We start from the raw sequence: 14,626 nt of genomic DNA, 5'->3' as shown, positions 1-14,626 counted from the left end.
AGAAGCGGCGCACGTCCAGGGCTCGGCGGCCGCACCGTATTCCGGTGCAGGCCGGCCGCGCGCCCCCGGCGTAGCGCCTCGTCCAGGCCGTCCACCTCGATGCAAGATCGGGCACCGGCGTGCCCGGGCCGCCTCGCTGGCAACGCCCCGCTGCACGGCCATGCGCGCGGCGTTGCCGCAGGTGCGGATCCCGGACCAGCGAAGCGCATCCAGGTTCCTCCGGGGAAGAGCGTGAGCGCGCGCTCAGGCCAGGCCGAAGCGTTTCAGCACCCGGCCCAGGGCGCGGGCATCGCGCACGCTGTCGGCGTGCAGGCCCGCGCGGCGTGCGCCCTGCACGTTGGCGAACAGGTCGTCGATGAACAGGGTATCGGCGGCATTCCAGCCCAGGCGCTCGAGCGCGCGCAGGTAGACCTGCGGCTCCGGCTTGCGCCCGCCCAGGCTGCCGCTGCACAGCACCCGGCCGCCCAGCCGCGGCGCCAGCGGCGCGGCCACCTGCAGCACCACCCGCGCGGCCAGTTCGCCGTTGTTGGTCAGCACCGCCATCGGCAGTTCCGGGTCCAGCGCCAGCAGCCGTGCCAGCGCGCGTTCGTCGGCAGTGGTGGCCGCCACCCGCGCCTGCAGCCAGGCGGTTTCGTCCACGGCCGCGCCGATGCCTTCGCCCAGTTCGCGCAGGTAATCGGCCGTGGAAACCCGGCCGGCGTCGTAGCGCGCTTCCAGCCCGGAGCCATACAGCGCCTGCCACACCTGCGCGAAGCTCGTGCCCGCATGCGCGGCCAGGCATGCCACCCGCTGCTCGCGCCGGTAGTGGGCCAGCACGTTGTCGAAGTCCAGCAGCAGCTGGCGGATGCGCGGCCTCATCGCCGCTCCGGGGCCCGCGCGCCGCCGCTCATGGCTCCCGCGCCAGGGCGGCGCCGCACTTGCGGCAGTGCCAGGCATCGGCCTCGTGGTCGTCCAGTCCGCAGCTGCCGCAGCGCGCCTGGCGCCGGCGCGGCTGCAGCGAGCGCGCCAGCTCGGCGGTGTAGATGCCGGTGGGCACGGCGATGATGCTGTAGCCGATCACGATCAGCAGCGAGGTGACGAAGCGGCCGAACGGGGTGGCCGGGGCGATGTCGCCGAAGCCGACGGTGCCGACGGTCACGATCGCCCAGTACATGCCGGCGGGGATGCTGGTGAAGCCGTTGTCCGGGCCCTCCACCACGTACATCAGCGCACCGAACACCACCACGATGGTCAGCAACGCGGCGATGAACACCAGGATCTTGCGCCGGCTGCGCACCAGCGCCTGGATCAGCACCCCGGCCTCGCTGGAATACTCCACCAGCTTGAGCACCCGGAACACGCGCAGCAGGCGCAGCGCGCGGATCACGGTGAACGAGGCGGTGGCCGGGAACAGCAGCGACAGGAAGGTGGGCAGGATCGCCAGCAGGTCGATGATGCCGAAGAAGCTGAAGGCATAGCGCAGCGGCCGCTTCACCACCCACAGCCGCACGCCGTATTCCACGGCGAAGGCCAGGGTGAACAGCCACTCGGCCGCGTACAGCCAGGCGTGCCAACGCACCTTCACCGAGGGCATGGAGTCCAGCAGCACCACCGCCACGCTGGCCAGGATGACCAGGATCAGCGCCAGGTCGAAGTTGCGCTCGTCCGGGGCGTCGTGGTGGAAGATCACCCGGAACCAGCGGTAGCGCCGGCCTTCGCTGGAGGCCGGCAGGTGCTCGCGCTCGAACAGGCTGCCGCCGTCCGCGCGCGGGCCGGCGCCGGGCTCAGCCGGCGCGGTCATCGGCCAGGCTCCGGAACGCGGCACGCGCGGCCTCGAGGGTGGCGTCGATCACCGCGCCGTCGTGGGCGCTGGAGAGGAAGCCGGCCTCGTAGGCGCTCGGGGCCAGGAACACGCCGCGTTCGAGCATGGCGTGGAAGAAGCGGTTGAACGCGGTGGTGTCGCAGGCGGTGGCCTGGGCATAGGTCTCCACCTTCTGGTCGGTGAAGAACAGGCCGAACATGGCGCCGACGTGGTTGGTGGTCAGCGGCACGCCGGCCTCGCGCGCGGCGGCCTCGAAGCCCTCGCACAGCTGCGCGGTGGCCGTGGCCAGGCGCGCGTGGAAGCCCGGCTCCTGGATCAGCTGCAGCATGGCCAGGCCGGCGGCCATGGCCACCGGATTGCCGCTGAGGGTGCCGGCCTGGTAGATCGGGCCGGCCGGGGCGATCTGCTGCATCAGTTCGCGGCGGCCGCCGTAGGCGCCCACCGGCATGCCGCCGCCGATGATCTTGCCGAAGGTGGTCAGGTCCGGGGTGATGCCGTAGTGCGCCTGGGCACCGCCCAGGGCCACGCGGAAGCCGGTCATCACCTCGTCGAAGATCAGCAGCGCGCCGTGCTTCGTGCACAGCTCGCGCAGGTGCTGCAGGTAGCCCGCGCGCGGCGGGATGCAGTTGGCGTTGCCCACCACCGGCTCGATGATCACCGCGGCGATCTCGCCGCCGATCTCCCCGAACAGCTTCGTGGCGCCCTCGAAGTCGTTGTAGCTGAGGGTGGCGGTCAGCTCGCTGAGGCCGGCCGGCACGCCCGGCGAGGTCGGCACGCCCAGGGTCAGCATGCCGCTGCCGGCCTTGACCAGGAACGAGTCGCCGTGGCCGTGGTAGCAGCCCTCGAACTTGACGATGCGCTGGCGGCCGGTGGCGCCGCGCGCCAGGCGGATCGCCGACAGCGTGGCCTCGGTGCCGGAGTTGACCATGCGCACCATCTCGCAGGACGGCACCAGGCGGGTGATGGTCTCGGCCATCTCCACCTCGGCCTCGCACGGGGCGCCGTAGGACAGGCCGTTGCCGATCGCCTCCTGCACCGCCTCGCGCACCGCCGGGTGGTTGTGGCCGACGATCATCGGGCCCCAGGAGCCGACGTAGTCGATGTAGCGGTTGCCGTCGACGTCGAACAGGTAGGGGCCGTCGGCGCGCTGCACGAAGAACGGCTCGCCGCCCACCGACTTGAACGCACGCACCGGCGAGTTCACGCCTCCAGGCAGCAGCTGCTGCGCGCGGGAGAACAGGGCGTGGGAGCGGTCGTGGTTCATCGGGACGGTTCCAGTGCGGCGAAGCCCCGTATTGTAGGCCCCGCCGCCCGCGCGCGCCCCGCTCAGGCCGCCGGCGTGGCCTGGAAACAGCGCTGGTAGGCCCGCACCGCCGCCAGCGGATCGGGCGCGTCGAACACCCCGCCGATCACCGCCAGCAGGTCGGCGCCGGCCTCGACCAGGGCGCGGCCGTTTTCCGGGGTGATGCCGCCGATCGCCACCCGCGGCACGCCCAGCGCCGCGGCATCGCGCAGCAGGTCCGGGGTGGCGCGCCGGGTCACCACCTTGGTGGTGGTGGGGAAGAACGCGCCGAAGGCCACGTAGCTGGCACCGGCGGCCACCGCCTCGCGCGCCAGCTGCAGGCTGTCGTAGCAGGAGGCGCCGAGGATGGCGTGCGGGCCGAGCAGGGCGCGGGCCGCGGCCAGGGCGCCGTCGTCCTCGCCCAGGTGGGCGCCGGCGGCGCCGATCTCCGAGGCCAGGGCCGCGTCGTCGTTGACCAGCAGCGGCACTCCGGCGCGCGCGCACAGGGCCTGCAGCGCCGCGGCCTGCTCTTGCCTCAGCGCCGCGCTGGCGGCCTTGTTGCGGTACTGCAGCCAGGCCACGCCGGCGCCAAGCAGCGGCCCTACCCGCTGCAGCAGGCGGCTGGTGACCGGCTCGTCCGGGGTGATCAGGTACAGGCCTCGGGGGCGGGGGGCAGGGCTCATCTCGACTCCGTCGTGCGGGCGCCTGTGGGACAATGGCGCCCCTGACGCAGGCCTGCATTATCCGATGAGCGAGACCGACAACGCCCCTTACCGCAGCTGGATGTGCGTGGTATGCGGCTTCATCTACCACGAAGCCGAAGGCTTGCCGGAAGAGGGCATCCCGCCCGGGACGCGCTGGGAGGACATCCCGGACACCTGGACCTGCCCGGATTGCGGGGTCACCAAGGACGACTTCGAGATGATGGAGATCTGAGCCGGCACCGCGCCCCGGCGGGCGCGGGCGGGCTCAGTGCAGCACGGTGCGCTGCCCGGCTGCGTCGATCAGGCGCTCGCGGATCGCTTCGGCGTCGGCGGCGTCCGGGGCCAGCTGCAGGTAGCGGCCCAGGTCGCGGCGCGCGCCCTCGATGTGCCCCAGCTCCATGTAGGCCAGGCCGCGGTCGCGCAGGGCGTCGGTTTCCTCCGGCACCAGCCGCAGCACGCGGTCGGCGCTGCGCGCGGCGCGCTCCCATTCCCCGGCGGCGGCGTACACGCCGTGCAGGTTGCGCAGCACCCGCGCCAGGATCGCCCGGTGCGGGGCGGGGGTGAGGATCTGCAGCAGCACCCGGTCGTCCGGGACCTCGCCGCCCAGGTGCGGGCGCACCCGCTCGCGCAGCTCCTCCACCGCCAGCGGGCGGCCGCCGTTGAACGGGTCCATCACCAGCAGGCCGCCGTCCACCGGCAGCCGCACCAGGAAGTGCCCGGGGAAGGAGACCCCGTCCAGCGGCACGCCCAGGCGGCGGGCGACCTCCATCTGCACCATCGCCAGCGAGATCGGGTTGCCCAGGCGCCGCTCCAGCACCTGGTTGAGGTAGCTGTTGCGCGGGTCGTAGTAGGCGTCGTGGTTGCCGCTGTAGCCCAGCTCGTCGAACAGGTGGCGGTTGATCGCCGCCATCTTCAGCGCGGTCGACGGGATCGCCTCCACCTCCGGCCGCAGGTGCTCGACGTGCGACTGCACCAGGGCGTCGTACTCGGCCGGGTCCAGCGCCGGGTACTCGTCGCGGGCGATCAGCAGGGCGGTCGGCAACAGGGGCAGCGCGGCATCGTCCAGCGCTGCCAGGGCGTTCCAGTCGGGAAGTTGGATGCGTGTTTTCCCCATGCGCCCAAGACTGGGGTCGGGCGCGGCGACAATCAAGCCCGGGCGCGGCTACTCCGCCGCCGCGGGGATCCCCGGGCCGAAGCGCAGTTCAGCCCCCTCGGCCACGCCCAGCCGCGCCGCCTCGCCGGCGTTGAGCTCCAGCACGTAGCGGGCCGGGGCGCCGCTGGGGTAGACCGGGCAGTCGCGGGTGCGGCACGGCGGCACGTCGCGGTGCTGCGAGACCAGCCGGCGCTGCTCGTCGAAGTACAGGATGTCCAGCGGGATGCGCGTGTTCTTCATCCAGTAGGCCTGCGGCCCGAACCAGTCGTGGATGAAGAGCATGCCGTGGCCCGGCTCCAGCCGCTCGCGGTACATCAGCCCGCGCGCGCGCTGGGCCTCGGTGGCGGCGATCTCGACCTGGAAGCGCTCGCCGGCCAGCTCGACCCAGTGGTCGCTGGCGGCGGCAAGGCCGCTGCCCAGCAGCAGCGCGGTCAGGACGGCAAGGCGGCGGAGCAGTCGGGGCATGTGGACCACCACGGACGGAACCAGGCCCGCAAGGTGGGGCAACCCGGCGCGGCGGTCAAGGCCGCGCCGCGGCCGGGCTCAGAGCACCTGCGGCGGCTGGCCGCCGACGATCACGATGTCGGCCGGGCGGCGGGCGAACAGGCCGACGCTGACCACGCCGGGGATCTGGTTGAGTTCGCTCTCCATCTTCACCGGGTCGGTGATGCGGAGGTTGTGCACGTCCAGGATCCAGTTGCCGTTGTCGGTGACCACGCCGTCGCGCCACACCGGCTGGCCGCCGGTCAGTTCCAGGATGCGGCGGGCGACCAGGCTGCGCGCCATCGGGATCACTTCCACCGGCAGCGGGAACTTGCCCAGCACCGGTACCTGCTTGGCCGGATCGATGATGCACACGAAGGTCTCGCTGGCCTCGGCGATGATCTTCTCCCGGGTCAGCGCGGCGCCGCCGCCCTTGATCAGGCGCTTGTGCGGGTCGCACTCGTCGGCGCCGTCCACGTACAGCTTCAGCGGGCCGGCGGCGTTGGCGTCCAACACCTCGATGCCCAGCTCCTTCAGCCGCTTCGTGCTCTGCTCGGAGCTGGAAACGGCGCCGGCAATGCGGTCCTTGATCCGGCCCAGGGCCTCGATGAAGTAGGCCACGGTCGAGCCGGTGCCCACGCCGACGACCATGCCGTCCTCGACGTACTCGATGGCCTTTTCGCCGGCCAGGCGCTTGGCTTCAGACATTGGAGGGCCGTGATTGGTAATTGGTGATTGGTGATTCGTAGGAGCGCTTCGCTGCCCGCTAATCACGAACGGCGAATCACTGCTTTTCCAGCGCCAAGAGTAGCTTCCACTGCGCCGCGGTGACCGGGAACACGGACAGGCGGTTGCCGCGGGCGACCAGGGGGAAGCCTTCGCCGAGTTGGTCGGCGTGCTGCTTGATCTCGTCCAGCGGGATGGTGCGGGCGAGCTTGCGCTCGAAGGCCACGTCCACCAGGTACCAGCGCGGCTGCTCGCGGGTGGCCTTGGGGTCGTAGTAGTCGGACTTCGGGTCGAACTGGGTCTCGTCCGGATAGGCCTCGCTGGCCACGCGGGCGATGCCGACGATGCCCGGGACCTTGGTGTTGGAGTGGTAGAACAGCACCCCGTCGCCGACCTTCATCCCGTCGCGCATGAAGTTGCGCGCCTGGTAGTTGCGTACCCCGTTCCAGGGCTCGGTGCCGACCCGCTGGAGGTCGTCGATGGAAAACGCGTCCGGTTCGGACTTCATCAGCCAGTAGCGGGTGCGGGCGCTCACGTCGGGTCTTTCTCGTGCTGCGGGCTGCTGGCGCCGGGGCGCAGCAGGGTCTGGGTCTCGGTGCAGATCGCGTCGGGGACCACGTCCCACTCCGCCCCCTCCAGCGCCTCGACCTGCTGCACGGAGAAGCCGGCACCCACCAGCCACGGCGGCGCGGCGCGGTCGCGGCGGAACGCGAAGCTGCGATCATACCAGCCGCCTCCCATGCCCAGCCGCTGGCCGCCGGGGTCGAAGCCGACCAGCGGCATCACCACCAGCGACATCGCCGCCGGCTCCAGCGCCGAGGACGGCTCCACGTCCGGCTCGGGAATGCCGAAGCGGTTGGTCACCAGCGGGTCGCCCGAGCGCCATGGCGCGAAGCGCAGCAGCTCGCCGTCCAGCACCGGCAGGCACCAGACCAGGCCCGGGGGCAGCTTCAGCTGCAACACGTGCAGGCCGATCTCGCCGTCCATCGCCCAGTAGCCGGCGACGTAGCCGCGCTGCGGCAGGAAAGGCAGGGCGAGGATGCGTTCGGCCAGCTCCTGCGCGGCGGCGATGCGCACGGCCGGCGGCAGCGCGCGGCGGCGGTCGCGCAGCTGGCGGCGCAGGGTGGGGCGGTCCTGGGTCATGGGCATCCGGGGCGTGGGCGGCGCTGCATGATCGCCGCCGCCGCCGGCCGCGCCAAGCCCGCGACGGTGCCGGCGCGCACAAAAAACGACGCCTCCCGGGGGGAGGCGTCGTCGGAAGAATGGTTCTCCACCATGCCGATGCGGCGAAACGACCTTGAACCCGAGGTTCAAGTGGGAACGGTCGGAAACCTTCGGGCTTCCCGCTACATGGCGGACATGCACACCCGGCGTCGTCGCATCCCCGGTGTCGTTTTTAAGGGACAAGGCGAATGTTTTGCCAGCTGTCGAACACGGCAGAGAACGCGGAAGGATTATAGCGTCGCCGCGCGCGCTGCCTAGCCTGCGTGGCGTGAATAGCGAAGATTCCGGCAATGCCTGGTTCAGGGCCGGAAGGCGCGGTCAATCGGACCGCGCATTCAGTCTTGTGGTTTGTCCGTGGCCGGGCCGAGCAGGCTGTCCAGGCGCCGGTCCAGGGTGTCCAGCACCCGCGCCAGCTCGCGCTCGCGGGCGTCGCGTTCCTCGCGCGCCTGTTGCAGTTCGTGGGCCAGGTTCAGCGCGGTCAGCACCGCCAGCCGGTCCAGCGAGACCATGCGGTTGCTGCCGCGGATCTCGCGCATGCGCGAGTCCAGCAGGCGGGCGGCCGCCTGCAGGCTGTCGCGTTCACCCGCCGGCACGCCGACGGTGTACTCGCGGTCCAGGATGCGGACTTCTACCGGCTCGGTGCTCACGTGTGCTGCTCCAGCGACCGCAGCCGCGCGATCATCGCCTCGACCCGGGACCGCGCCTGCTCGTTCTTCAGCAGCAGCTGCGCGCGCTCGGCGACCAGCTGCTCCTGCTGCAGGCGCAGGCTGCGGTTCTCCTCCGCCAGCCGCTGGCAGCGGTCGGCCAGCGCTTCGACCCGCGCGGCGAGGGCGCGGAGGCGGGCGGTGGCGTCGGGCGTGGGTTCCATGGGAGGCCACGATAGGCAGCGCCCCGCGCGCCGGTCAAGCGAGTCCGGACGGCCGGCCACCGGGCCGTCGCGGGCGGATTGATACACTTGGCTCCCCTTCCCGCCCCCGCCCGACATGTCGCAACTGCCCACTCCCCAGGAGGTCGCCGCGGCCAGCCGCGAGCTCGGCCTGGTCGCCTCGCCCGCCGAACTGCACGGCGCCCTCTGCGGCTGGCTGGCCGGGGGCGGCGCCGACGCGCGCGACTGGACCGCCAAGGTCATGGCCGACGAATCCCTGCCGCCGCCGCCCGCCGGCAGCGCCCTGGACCGCCTGCGCGAGGGCAGCGTGGCCCAGCTGGAGGACGGCGAGTTCGCCTTCCAGCTGCTGCTGGCCGACGAGGATGCCAGCGTGCGCCAGCGCGCGCAGGCGCTGTTCGACTGGTGCCGCGGCTTCCTCGGCGCCTTCGGCCTGGCCGCCGGGGCCAAGCCGCCGCTGTCGGAGGAGGGCAGCGAGGCCCTGCAGGACCTCGGCAAGCTGGCCGGGGCCCGGGTGCAGGACATCGACGAGGACGAGGAGGACGAAGCCTCGCTCTCGGAACTGGAGGAATTCGTGCGCGTGGCCACCCTGCTGCTGCATGGCGACTGCGTGCTCGGTCCGCGCCACCGCCGCAGCTTCAACTGACATGCGCAGCGTCACCGGCATCCCCGTCGCCGAATTCGCGCGCCGGCGCCGCCAGCTCATGCGCATGGCCGGCGACGACGCCATCCTGGTGCTCCCGGCCGCGCCGCAGCGCGTGCGCAGCCACGACACCCACTATCCCTACCGGCAGGACTCCGACTTCTGGTACCTGTGCGGCTTCCCCGAGCCGGACGCGGTGCTGGTGCTGGTGCCCGGGCGCAAGCACGGCGAGGCCCTGCTGTTCTGCCGCGAGCGCGACCCGGAGCGCGAGGCCTGGGACGGCCCGCGCTTCGGCCAGGAGGGCGCGGTGGAGGCGTTCGGCCTGGACGACGCCTACCCGATCGACGACCTGGACGACATCCTGCCCGGCCTGCTCGAGGGCCGCTCGCGGGTGTACTACCACTTCGGCCGCGACGCCGAGTTCGACCTCAAGCTGATCGGCTGGGTCAACCGCGTACGCGCCCAGGTGCGCCACGGGGCGCAGCCACCGCACGAGTTCCTGGAGCTGGGCCACCTGCTGCACGAGATGCGCCTGTTCAAGTCGCGCGAGGAGCTGCGGCTGATGGAGAAGGCGGCCGAGATCAGCGTGCGCGCGCACCAGGCGGCGATGCGCGCGGTGCGCCCGGGCATGTACGAATACGAGCTGCAGGCCGAGCTGGAGCGCGTGTTCCGCGCCGCCGACGCCTGCCCGGCCTACGGCAGCATCGTCGGCGCCGGTGGCAATGGTTGCGTGCTGCACTACGTGGCCAACAATGCCCGCATCCGCGACGGCGACCTGGTGCTGATCGACGCCGGCGCCGAGTACCGCAACTACGCCGCCGACATCACCCGCACCTTCCCGGCCAACGGCCACTTCTCGAAGGAGCAGCGCGCGCTGCACGACCTGGTCGGCCGCGCCCAGGCGGCGGCGCTGGAGAAGGCGCGCCCGGGCGAGCCGTGGATCGCCATGCACGAAGCGGCGGTGGAGGCGCTCACCGAGGGCCTGCTGTCGCTGGGCCTGCTCAAGGGCACGCTGCAGAAGAACCTGGCCGCGGAGAGCTACAAGCGCTTCTACCGGCACAAGAGCGGCCACTGGCTGGGCCTGGACGTGCACGACGTCGGCGACTACCGCATCGACGGCGAGTCGCGCCTGCTGGAGCCGGGCATGGTGTTCACCATCGAACCGGGCCTGTACGTGATGCCGGACGACACCACGGTGCAGCCGCGCTGGCGCGGCATCGGCATCCGCACCGAGGACAACGTGGTGGTGACCGGCGACGGCCACCGCATCCTCACCGAAGGCCTGGCCCGCTCGGCCGACGAGATCGAGGCCTTCATGGCCCAACGCTGACCCCTCACCCCATGGGGAGAGGAAAAAGGAAAAGCCCCGGCCTGGCCGGGGCTTCTCCTTCCAACGACCGGCAACGATCAAAGCAGCGGCACCAGCAGCAGCGCCACGATGTTGATGATCTTGATCAGCGGGTTGATCGCCGGGCCGGCGGTGTCCTTGTAGGGATCGCCGACGGTGTCGCCGGTGACCGCGGCCTTGTGCGCCTCCGAACCCTTGCCGCCGAAGTTGCCGTCCTCGATGTACTTCTTGGCGTTGTCCCAGGCGCCGCCGCCGGTGGTCATGGAGATGGCCACGAACAGGCCGGTGACGATGGTGCCGATCAGCAGGCCGCCCAGCGCCTTCGGTCCCAGCAGCAGGCCGACGATGATCGGCACCACCACCGGCAGCAGCGAGGGCACGATCATCTCCTTGATCGCCGACCGGGTCAGCATGTCCACCGCGCGGTCGTACTGCGGCTTGGCCGTGCCCTGCATGATCCCGGCGATCTCGCGGAACTGGCGGCGCACTTCCTCGACCACCGCGCCGGCGGCGCGGCCCACCGCCTCCATCGCCATCGCGCCGAACAGGTAGGGGATCAGGCCGCCGATCAGCAGGCCGATGATCACCGTGTGGTCGGACAGGTCGAAGGCGTAGGTCGTGCCGGGATTGGCCGCGCGCAGGTTGTGCGTGTAGTCGGCGAACAGTACCAGCGCCGCCAGCGCCGCCGAGCCGATCGCGTAGCCCTTGGTCACCGCCTTGGTGGTGTTGCCCACCGCGTCCAGCGGATCGGTCACCGCGCGCACCTCCGGCGGCAGCTCGCTCATCTCGGCGATGCCGCCGGCGTTGTCGGTGATCGGGCCGTAGGCGTCCAGCGCCACCACCATGCCGGCCATCGACAGCATCGCGGTGGCGGCGATGGCGATGCCGTACAGCCCGGCCAGCGCGTGCGCGCCCCAGATCGCCGCGCACACCGCCACCACCGGCAGCGCGGTGGCCTTCATCGACACGCCCAGGCCGGCGATGATGTTGGTGCCGTGGCCGGTGGTCGAGGCCTGGGCGACGTGCCGCACCGGACCGTACTCGGTGCCGGTGTAGTACTCGGTGATCCACACGATCAGGCCGGTCAGCACCAGGCCGATCAGCGCGCACACGTAGAGGTTGCCCGGGCCCGCCGGCGAGCCGGCCATCAGCGAGGTGGTCACCGGCCAGAACGCGATCGCCGCCAGCACGCCGGACACGATCACGCCCTTGTACAGCGCGCCCATGATCGAGCCGCCGTCCCTGGCGCGCACGAAGAACGCGCCGATGATCGAGGCCACGATCGAGACGCCGCCCAGCACCAGCGGGTACAGCACCGCGTTGGCACCGACCTGGTCGAGCATCAGCCCGCCCAGCAGCATGGTCGCGATCACCGTCACCGCGTAGGTCTCGAACAGGTCCGCGGCCATGCCGGCGCAGTCGCCGACGTTGTCGCCGACGTTGTCCGCGATCACCGCCGGGTTGCGCGGATCGTCCTCCGGGATCCCGGCCTCGACTTTGCCCACCAGGTCCGCGCCCACGTCGGCGCCCTTGGTGAAGATGCCGCCACCCAGGCGCGCGAAGATCGAGATCAGCGAGGAACCGAAGGCCAGGCCGACCAGTGCGTGCAGGTTGTCGGCCAGCGACAGCCCCAGCTTCTGCAGCAGCCAGAAGTAGCCGGCCACGCCCAGCAGGCCCAGCCCGACCACCAGCATGCCGGTGATCGCGCCGCCGCGGAACGCCACGTCCATCGCCGGGCGCAGGCCGTGGCGCGCAGCCTCGGCGGTGCGCACGTTGGCGCGCACCGACACGTTCATGCCGATGTAGCCGGCGGCGCCGGACAGCACCGCGCCGATGGCGAACCCGATGGCGGTGTACCAGCTCAGGAACAGCCCCACCAGCACGAACAGCACCACGCCGGCGACGGCGATGGTGAGGTACTGGCGGTTGAGGTAGGCGCGCGCGCCTTCCTGGATCGCCGCGGCGATCTGCTGCATGCGTTCGTTGCCTGCAGGCTGCGCCAGGATCCAGCGTGCGGAGATGATGCCGTAGAGGATTGCGAGCACGGCGCACAGCAGCGCCAGCGTCAGACCGTGTTGTTCCAGCATGACCCCTCCCGAGGTGTATGGATGCCGTCCGACCGAGGTCGAACCGGGAGGACCACGCCTGGCGAGCCATGAAGCACTGGAACGGACCCGTTACCGAGACGCGTCGTACCGTGTTCGACTTCCGTGGAGTGGGCCGAGTATGACCCCAGCCGCGTGCGGAAGGCCACATGGCGTTCATCCGCGCCGGGGCAGGCTTGTAGTCCCCCGAGCCCAGCGTTGCCCATGAGCCGTCGCCCGTCCGTCCGCCACCAATCCCCCGTCGCCGGCGCCCAGGCGCGCAGCCGCGCTGCCTTCCGCCAGGCCTTCCTGCTGGTGCTGCTGGCCACCGCCCTGGCGGTGGTGGTGCCGCTGCGCGCGCAGGAGCCGGCGGCGCGCGTCGGCGCACCACAGGCCCCGGGCGCGGTGCATACCGTGCGCCAGATCCCGGAAGCCTGCGTACGCCTGGAAGGCAGTTACGCGCAGGCCGGGGCCGCCGCGCCCTATGCGCTGCAGGTGGTGCCGCTGGGCGGCGCCTGCCAGCCGCGCGCGCGCTATGTCGGGGCCGAACAGGCGCAACCCTCGGCCGCGGCCGGCTGGACGCTCAACGACGTGGTGAAGATTCCCGAGGCGGCCTGCCCGGGGCGCGAGGCGGTGGTCCAGGTCTGGCGCAAGTCCGGGGCGGACGCTCCGGCGCGCGACGGCCAGGGCCAGGCGCGGATCTACCTGGAGCAGGGCCGCGGGCAGGCGGCTGCCGGGGCCTCCCGGCTGCCGCAGTACAGCGCCGTGCTGCAGGCGCCGCAGGGAGCCTGCGGCAACTAGCCCGCCGGGAGCGCCTCCGGTTCCACCGGCTCGCCCTCCAGCCGCGCGCGGCCGCAGTCGCGGCCGGGATGGTGCGGCTCCGCCTCCGGCGCGGCCAGCAGGGCGCGGAGCCCGCCGGCCGCGTCCGTCATCGCAGTCAGCCTTCCCAGGCCGGCAGCTTCTTCTTCACCGCCACGTTCTTCAGGGTGACGTACTTCGGCAGGCCGTCGCGGCCATAGGCCAGCGGCGCCTCGCCGCGGATCAGCGGCTCCAGGTACTCGCGCGCCCTGGCGGTGATGCCGAAGCCGTCCTTGCGGATGAAGCCGGCCGGCATGGTCTTCTCGTGGTTGGCGACCTTGTGCAGCGGCGCCGGCTCGATCTTCCAGCGGTATGGCGCCGACGAGGTGCGCACGATCACCGGCATCACCGCATTCATGCCCTTGAGCGCGTACTGCACCGCGGCCTTGCCCACCGCCTGCGCCTGCTCCCAGTCGGTCTTGCTGGCGATGTGGCGGGCCGAGCGCTGCAGGTAGTCCGGCAGGGTCCAGTGCACCTTGTAGCCCAGCTTGTCCTTGACCTTGCCGGCCAGGTAGGACGACACGCCGCCCAGCTGGGTGTGGCCGAACGCGTCCTTGCCGCCGCCGGCGTCGGCGACGAACCTGCCGTCCTTGTCGCGGATGCCCTCGCTGGCCACGACCACGCACCAGCCGATCTTCTTCACCACCTTGTCGACCTGGGCCAGGAACGCGGCCTCGTCGTAGGCGCGCTCGGGGAACAGGATGACCTGCGGGGCGTCGTCCGGCGACTGCCCGGCCAGGCCCGCGGCCGCGGCCAGCCAGCCGGCGTGGCGGCCCATGGCCTCGTACACGAAGACCTTGGTCGAGGTCTCGGCCATCGCCGCCACGTCCAGCGCCGCCTCGCGCACGGACACGGCGGTGTACTTGGCGGCCGAACCGAAGCCGGGGCAGGTGTCGGTGACGGCCAGATCGTTGTCGATGGTCTTGGGCACGCCGATGCAGGTCAGCGGGTAGCCGAATTCCCTGGCCAGCTGCGAGACCTTCCACGCGGTGTCGGCCGAATCGTTGCCGCCGTTGTAGAGGAAGTAGCGCACGTCGTGCGCCTGCAGCACCTGCAGCAGGCGCTCGTACTTGGCGCGGTCGGCTTCCAGCGACTTGAGCTTGTAGCGGCAGGAGCCGAAGGCACCGCCCGGGGTCTGGGCCAGGCCGGCGATGGCGGCGGCCGACTCCTTCGAGGTATCCACCAGTTCCTCGCGCAGGGCGCCCAGGATGCCGTTGCGGGCCGCCAGGACCTTCACGCCCCGGGCCCTGGCCTCGGAAATCACGCCACTGGCGGTGGCGTTGATGACAGCGGTAACACCGCCGGACTGGGCGTACAGCAGGGTGCCTGCGGATTTGGCTCGGGCCATGGACAACTCCTGGGGACGGGACGTTTTTCTGTGACTGGCGGGCCGGATGCGGTAAGCTGCCGGACCTTGGTGCGGCGCGTCACGCGCCG

The 14,626-nt window shown here is 71.7% G+C and carries 18 protein-coding genes and 1 other RNA gene; 4 read left to right on the top strand and 15 right to left on the bottom strand.

Translation table 11 applies throughout. The features are described 5' to 3' along the window. Positions 1-243 precede the first annotated feature (243 nt). The 4 genes from PSEJ31_RS0107575 to thiE all read right to left on the bottom strand — a co-directional run bounded on the left by PSEJ31_RS0107575 (position 244) and on the right by thiE (position 3,766). Positions 244-858 (bottom strand): HAD-IA family hydrolase, encoded by a 615-nt coding sequence (locus PSEJ31_RS0107575; RefSeq protein ID WP_028915109.1) that lies wholly within the window; start codon positions 856-858, stop codon positions 244-246. Between the two features lie 28 nt (positions 859-886). Next, entirely contained in the window at positions 887-1,780 is an 894-nt protein-coding gene (locus tag PSEJ31_RS0107570) for an ion transporter (protein WP_232211000.1), read from the bottom strand. Next, entirely contained in the window at positions 1,764-3,065 is a 1,302-nt protein-coding gene (gene hemL, locus PSEJ31_RS0107565) for a glutamate-1-semialdehyde 2,1-aminomutase (RefSeq protein WP_028915107.1), read from the bottom strand. Before hemL ends, PSEJ31_RS0107570 begins: the two co-directional genes overlap by 17 nt. A gap of 62 nt (positions 3,066-3,127) precedes the next feature. Next, complete coding sequence (thiE, locus tag PSEJ31_RS0107560; RefSeq protein ID WP_028915106.1) at positions 3,128-3,766, bottom strand: thiamine phosphate synthase; 639 nt, start codon at positions 3,764-3,766, stop codon at positions 3,128-3,130. A gap of 64 nt (positions 3,767-3,830) precedes the next feature. Between thiE and PSEJ31_RS0107555 the strand changes: the two genes are divergently transcribed. Further along, a complete protein-coding gene (locus PSEJ31_RS0107555; protein ID WP_019398857.1) occupies positions 3,831-4,019 on the top strand; it encodes a rubredoxin in 189 nt (62 codons plus the stop codon). Between the two features lie 33 nt (positions 4,020-4,052). Here PSEJ31_RS0107555 and PSEJ31_RS0107550 read toward each other — a convergent pair whose 3' ends face one another. The 8 genes from PSEJ31_RS0107550 to PSEJ31_RS0107520 all read right to left on the bottom strand — a co-directional run bounded on the left by PSEJ31_RS0107550 (position 4,053) and on the right by PSEJ31_RS0107520 (position 8,241). Continuing rightward, positions 4,053-4,901 carry a SirB1 family protein gene (locus PSEJ31_RS0107550; RefSeq protein ID WP_028915104.1) on the bottom strand — a complete coding sequence of 283 codons (849 nt, stop codon included), beginning with the start codon at positions 4,899-4,901 and terminating at the stop codon, positions 4,053-4,055. 48 nt (positions 4,902-4,949) lie between these two features. Then, positions 4,950-5,405 carry a DUF192 domain-containing protein gene (locus PSEJ31_RS0107545; RefSeq protein ID WP_028915103.1) on the bottom strand — a complete coding sequence of 152 codons (456 nt, stop codon included), beginning with the start codon at positions 5,403-5,405 and terminating at the stop codon, positions 4,950-4,952. A gap of 78 nt (positions 5,406-5,483) precedes the next feature. Next, positions 5,484-6,131: a ribose-5-phosphate isomerase RpiA gene (gene rpiA, locus PSEJ31_RS0107540; protein ID WP_028915102.1), complete on the bottom strand. Its 648-nt coding sequence runs from the start codon at positions 6,129-6,131 to the stop codon at positions 5,484-5,486. A gap of 76 nt (positions 6,132-6,207) precedes the next feature. Next, a complete protein-coding gene (locus tag PSEJ31_RS0107535; protein WP_028915101.1) occupies positions 6,208-6,684 on the bottom strand; it encodes an EVE domain-containing protein in 477 nt (158 codons plus the stop codon). Continuing rightward, the gene (locus tag PSEJ31_RS0107530) at positions 6,681-7,292 is read right to left on the bottom strand and encodes a 5-formyltetrahydrofolate cyclo-ligase (RefSeq protein WP_028915100.1); all 612 of its coding nucleotides are present in this window, start codon (positions 7,290-7,292) and stop codon (positions 6,681-6,683) included. Before PSEJ31_RS0107530 ends, PSEJ31_RS0107535 begins: the two co-directional genes overlap by 4 nt. Before the next feature lie 120 nt (positions 7,293-7,412). Further along, positions 7,413-7,595, bottom strand: a non-coding RNA gene (gene ssrS / locus PSEJ31_RS16525) — 6S RNA. A gap of 113 nt (positions 7,596-7,708) precedes the next feature. Beyond that, complete coding sequence (locus PSEJ31_RS0107525) at positions 7,709-8,020, bottom strand: cell division protein ZapA (protein WP_028915099.1); 312 nt, start codon at positions 8,018-8,020, stop codon at positions 7,709-7,711. Next, complete coding sequence (locus tag PSEJ31_RS0107520; RefSeq protein WP_019398850.1) at positions 8,017-8,241, bottom strand: TIGR02449 family protein; 225 nt, start codon at positions 8,239-8,241, stop codon at positions 8,017-8,019. Before PSEJ31_RS0107520 ends, PSEJ31_RS0107525 begins: the two co-directional genes overlap by 4 nt. A gap of 115 nt (positions 8,242-8,356) precedes the next feature. On the opposite strand from PSEJ31_RS0107520, the gene PSEJ31_RS0107515 reads away from it, so the two are divergent. Both PSEJ31_RS0107515 and PSEJ31_RS0107510 read left to right on the top strand, forming a co-directional pair. Continuing rightward, positions 8,357-8,902 carry a UPF0149 family protein gene (locus PSEJ31_RS0107515; protein ID WP_019398849.1) on the top strand — a complete coding sequence of 182 codons (546 nt, stop codon included), beginning with the start codon at positions 8,357-8,359 and terminating at the stop codon, positions 8,900-8,902. Position 8,903: 1 nt separating this feature from the next. Continuing rightward, entirely contained in the window at positions 8,904-10,229 is a 1,326-nt protein-coding gene (locus PSEJ31_RS0107510; RefSeq protein WP_028915098.1) for an aminopeptidase P N-terminal domain-containing protein, read from the top strand. Positions 10,230-10,306: 77 nt separating this feature from the next. On the opposite strand, the gene PSEJ31_RS0107505 is transcribed toward PSEJ31_RS0107510, so the two are convergent. Beyond that, entirely contained in the window at positions 10,307-12,334 is a 2,028-nt protein-coding gene (locus PSEJ31_RS0107505; protein WP_028915097.1) for a sodium-translocating pyrophosphatase, read from the bottom strand. Positions 12,335-12,556: 222 nt separating this feature from the next. On the opposite strand from PSEJ31_RS0107505, the gene PSEJ31_RS17350 reads away from it, so the two are divergent. Continuing rightward, positions 12,557-13,132, top strand: a complete 576-nt coding sequence (locus PSEJ31_RS17350) for a hypothetical protein (RefSeq protein WP_084220831.1) — start codon at positions 12,557-12,559, stop codon at positions 13,130-13,132. Here PSEJ31_RS17350 and PSEJ31_RS17330 read toward each other — a convergent pair. Both PSEJ31_RS17330 and PSEJ31_RS0107490 read right to left on the bottom strand, forming a co-directional pair. Beyond that, positions 13,129-13,263: a hypothetical protein gene (locus PSEJ31_RS17330; RefSeq protein ID WP_019398845.1), complete on the bottom strand. Its 135-nt coding sequence runs from the start codon at positions 13,261-13,263 to the stop codon at positions 13,129-13,131. The genes PSEJ31_RS17350 and PSEJ31_RS17330 overlap by 4 nt on opposite strands. Before the next feature lie 5 nt (positions 13,264-13,268). After that, on the bottom strand, positions 13,269-14,537 hold the full coding sequence (locus tag PSEJ31_RS0107490) for a 6-phosphofructokinase (protein WP_028915095.1): 1,269 nt from the start codon (positions 14,535-14,537) through the stop codon (positions 13,269-13,271). Positions 14,538-14,626: the final 89 nt, after the last annotated feature.

Source organism: Pseudoxanthomonas sp. J31 (genome assembly GCF_000510725.1).
Classification (GTDB): Bacteria; Pseudomonadota; Gammaproteobacteria; order Xanthomonadales; family Xanthomonadaceae; genus Pseudoxanthomonas.
This window is presented reverse-complemented; position numbering and strand designations above follow the sequence as displayed.

Bases quoted from the DNA above. Each gene is read 5' to 3' on its own strand.
- PSEJ31_RS0107575 (WP_028915109.1), bottom strand. From the start codon at position 858: ATGAGGCCGCGCATCCGCCAGCTGCTGCTGGACTTCGACAACGTGCTG.
- PSEJ31_RS0107570 (WP_232211000.1), bottom strand. From the start codon at position 1,780: ATGACCGCGCCGGCTGAGCCCGGCGCCGGCCCGCGCGCGGACGGCGGC.
- hemL (WP_028915107.1), bottom strand. From the start codon at position 3,065: ATGAACCACGACCGCTCCCACGCCCTGTTCTCCCGCGCGCAGCAGCTG.
- thiE (WP_028915106.1), bottom strand. From the start codon at position 3,766: ATGAGCCCTGCCCCCCGCCCCCGAGGCCTGTACCTGATCACCCCGGAC.
- PSEJ31_RS0107555 (WP_019398857.1), top strand. From the start codon at position 3,831: ATGAGCGAGACCGACAACGCCCCTTACCGCAGCTGGATGTGCGTGGTA.
- PSEJ31_RS0107550 (WP_028915104.1), bottom strand. From the start codon at position 4,901: ATGGGGAAAACACGCATCCAACTTCCCGACTGGAACGCCCTGGCAGCG.
- PSEJ31_RS0107545 (WP_028915103.1), bottom strand. From the start codon at position 5,405: ATGCCCCGACTGCTCCGCCGCCTTGCCGTCCTGACCGCGCTGCTGCTG.
- rpiA (WP_028915102.1), bottom strand. From the start codon at position 6,131: ATGTCTGAAGCCAAGCGCCTGGCCGGCGAAAAGGCCATCGAGTACGTC.
- PSEJ31_RS0107530 (WP_028915100.1), bottom strand. From the start codon at position 7,292: ATGACCCAGGACCGCCCCACCCTGCGCCGCCAGCTGCGCGACCGCCGC.
- PSEJ31_RS0107520 (WP_019398850.1), bottom strand. From the start codon at position 8,241: ATGGAACCCACGCCCGACGCCACCGCCCGCCTCCGCGCCCTCGCCGCG.
- PSEJ31_RS0107515 (WP_019398849.1), top strand. From the start codon at position 8,357: ATGTCGCAACTGCCCACTCCCCAGGAGGTCGCCGCGGCCAGCCGCGAG.
- PSEJ31_RS0107510 (WP_028915098.1), top strand. From the start codon at position 8,904: ATGCGCAGCGTCACCGGCATCCCCGTCGCCGAATTCGCGCGCCGGCGC.
- PSEJ31_RS0107505 (WP_028915097.1), bottom strand. From the start codon at position 12,334: ATGCTGGAACAACACGGTCTGACGCTGGCGCTGCTGTGCGCCGTGCTC.
- PSEJ31_RS17350 (WP_084220831.1), top strand. From the start codon at position 12,557: ATGAGCCGTCGCCCGTCCGTCCGCCACCAATCCCCCGTCGCCGGCGCC.
- PSEJ31_RS17330 (WP_019398845.1), bottom strand. From the start codon at position 13,263: ATGACGGACGCGGCCGGCGGGCTCCGCGCCCTGCTGGCCGCGCCGGAG.
- PSEJ31_RS0107490 (WP_028915095.1), bottom strand. From the start codon at position 14,537: ATGGCCCGAGCCAAATCCGCAGGCACCCTGCTGTACGCCCAGTCCGGC.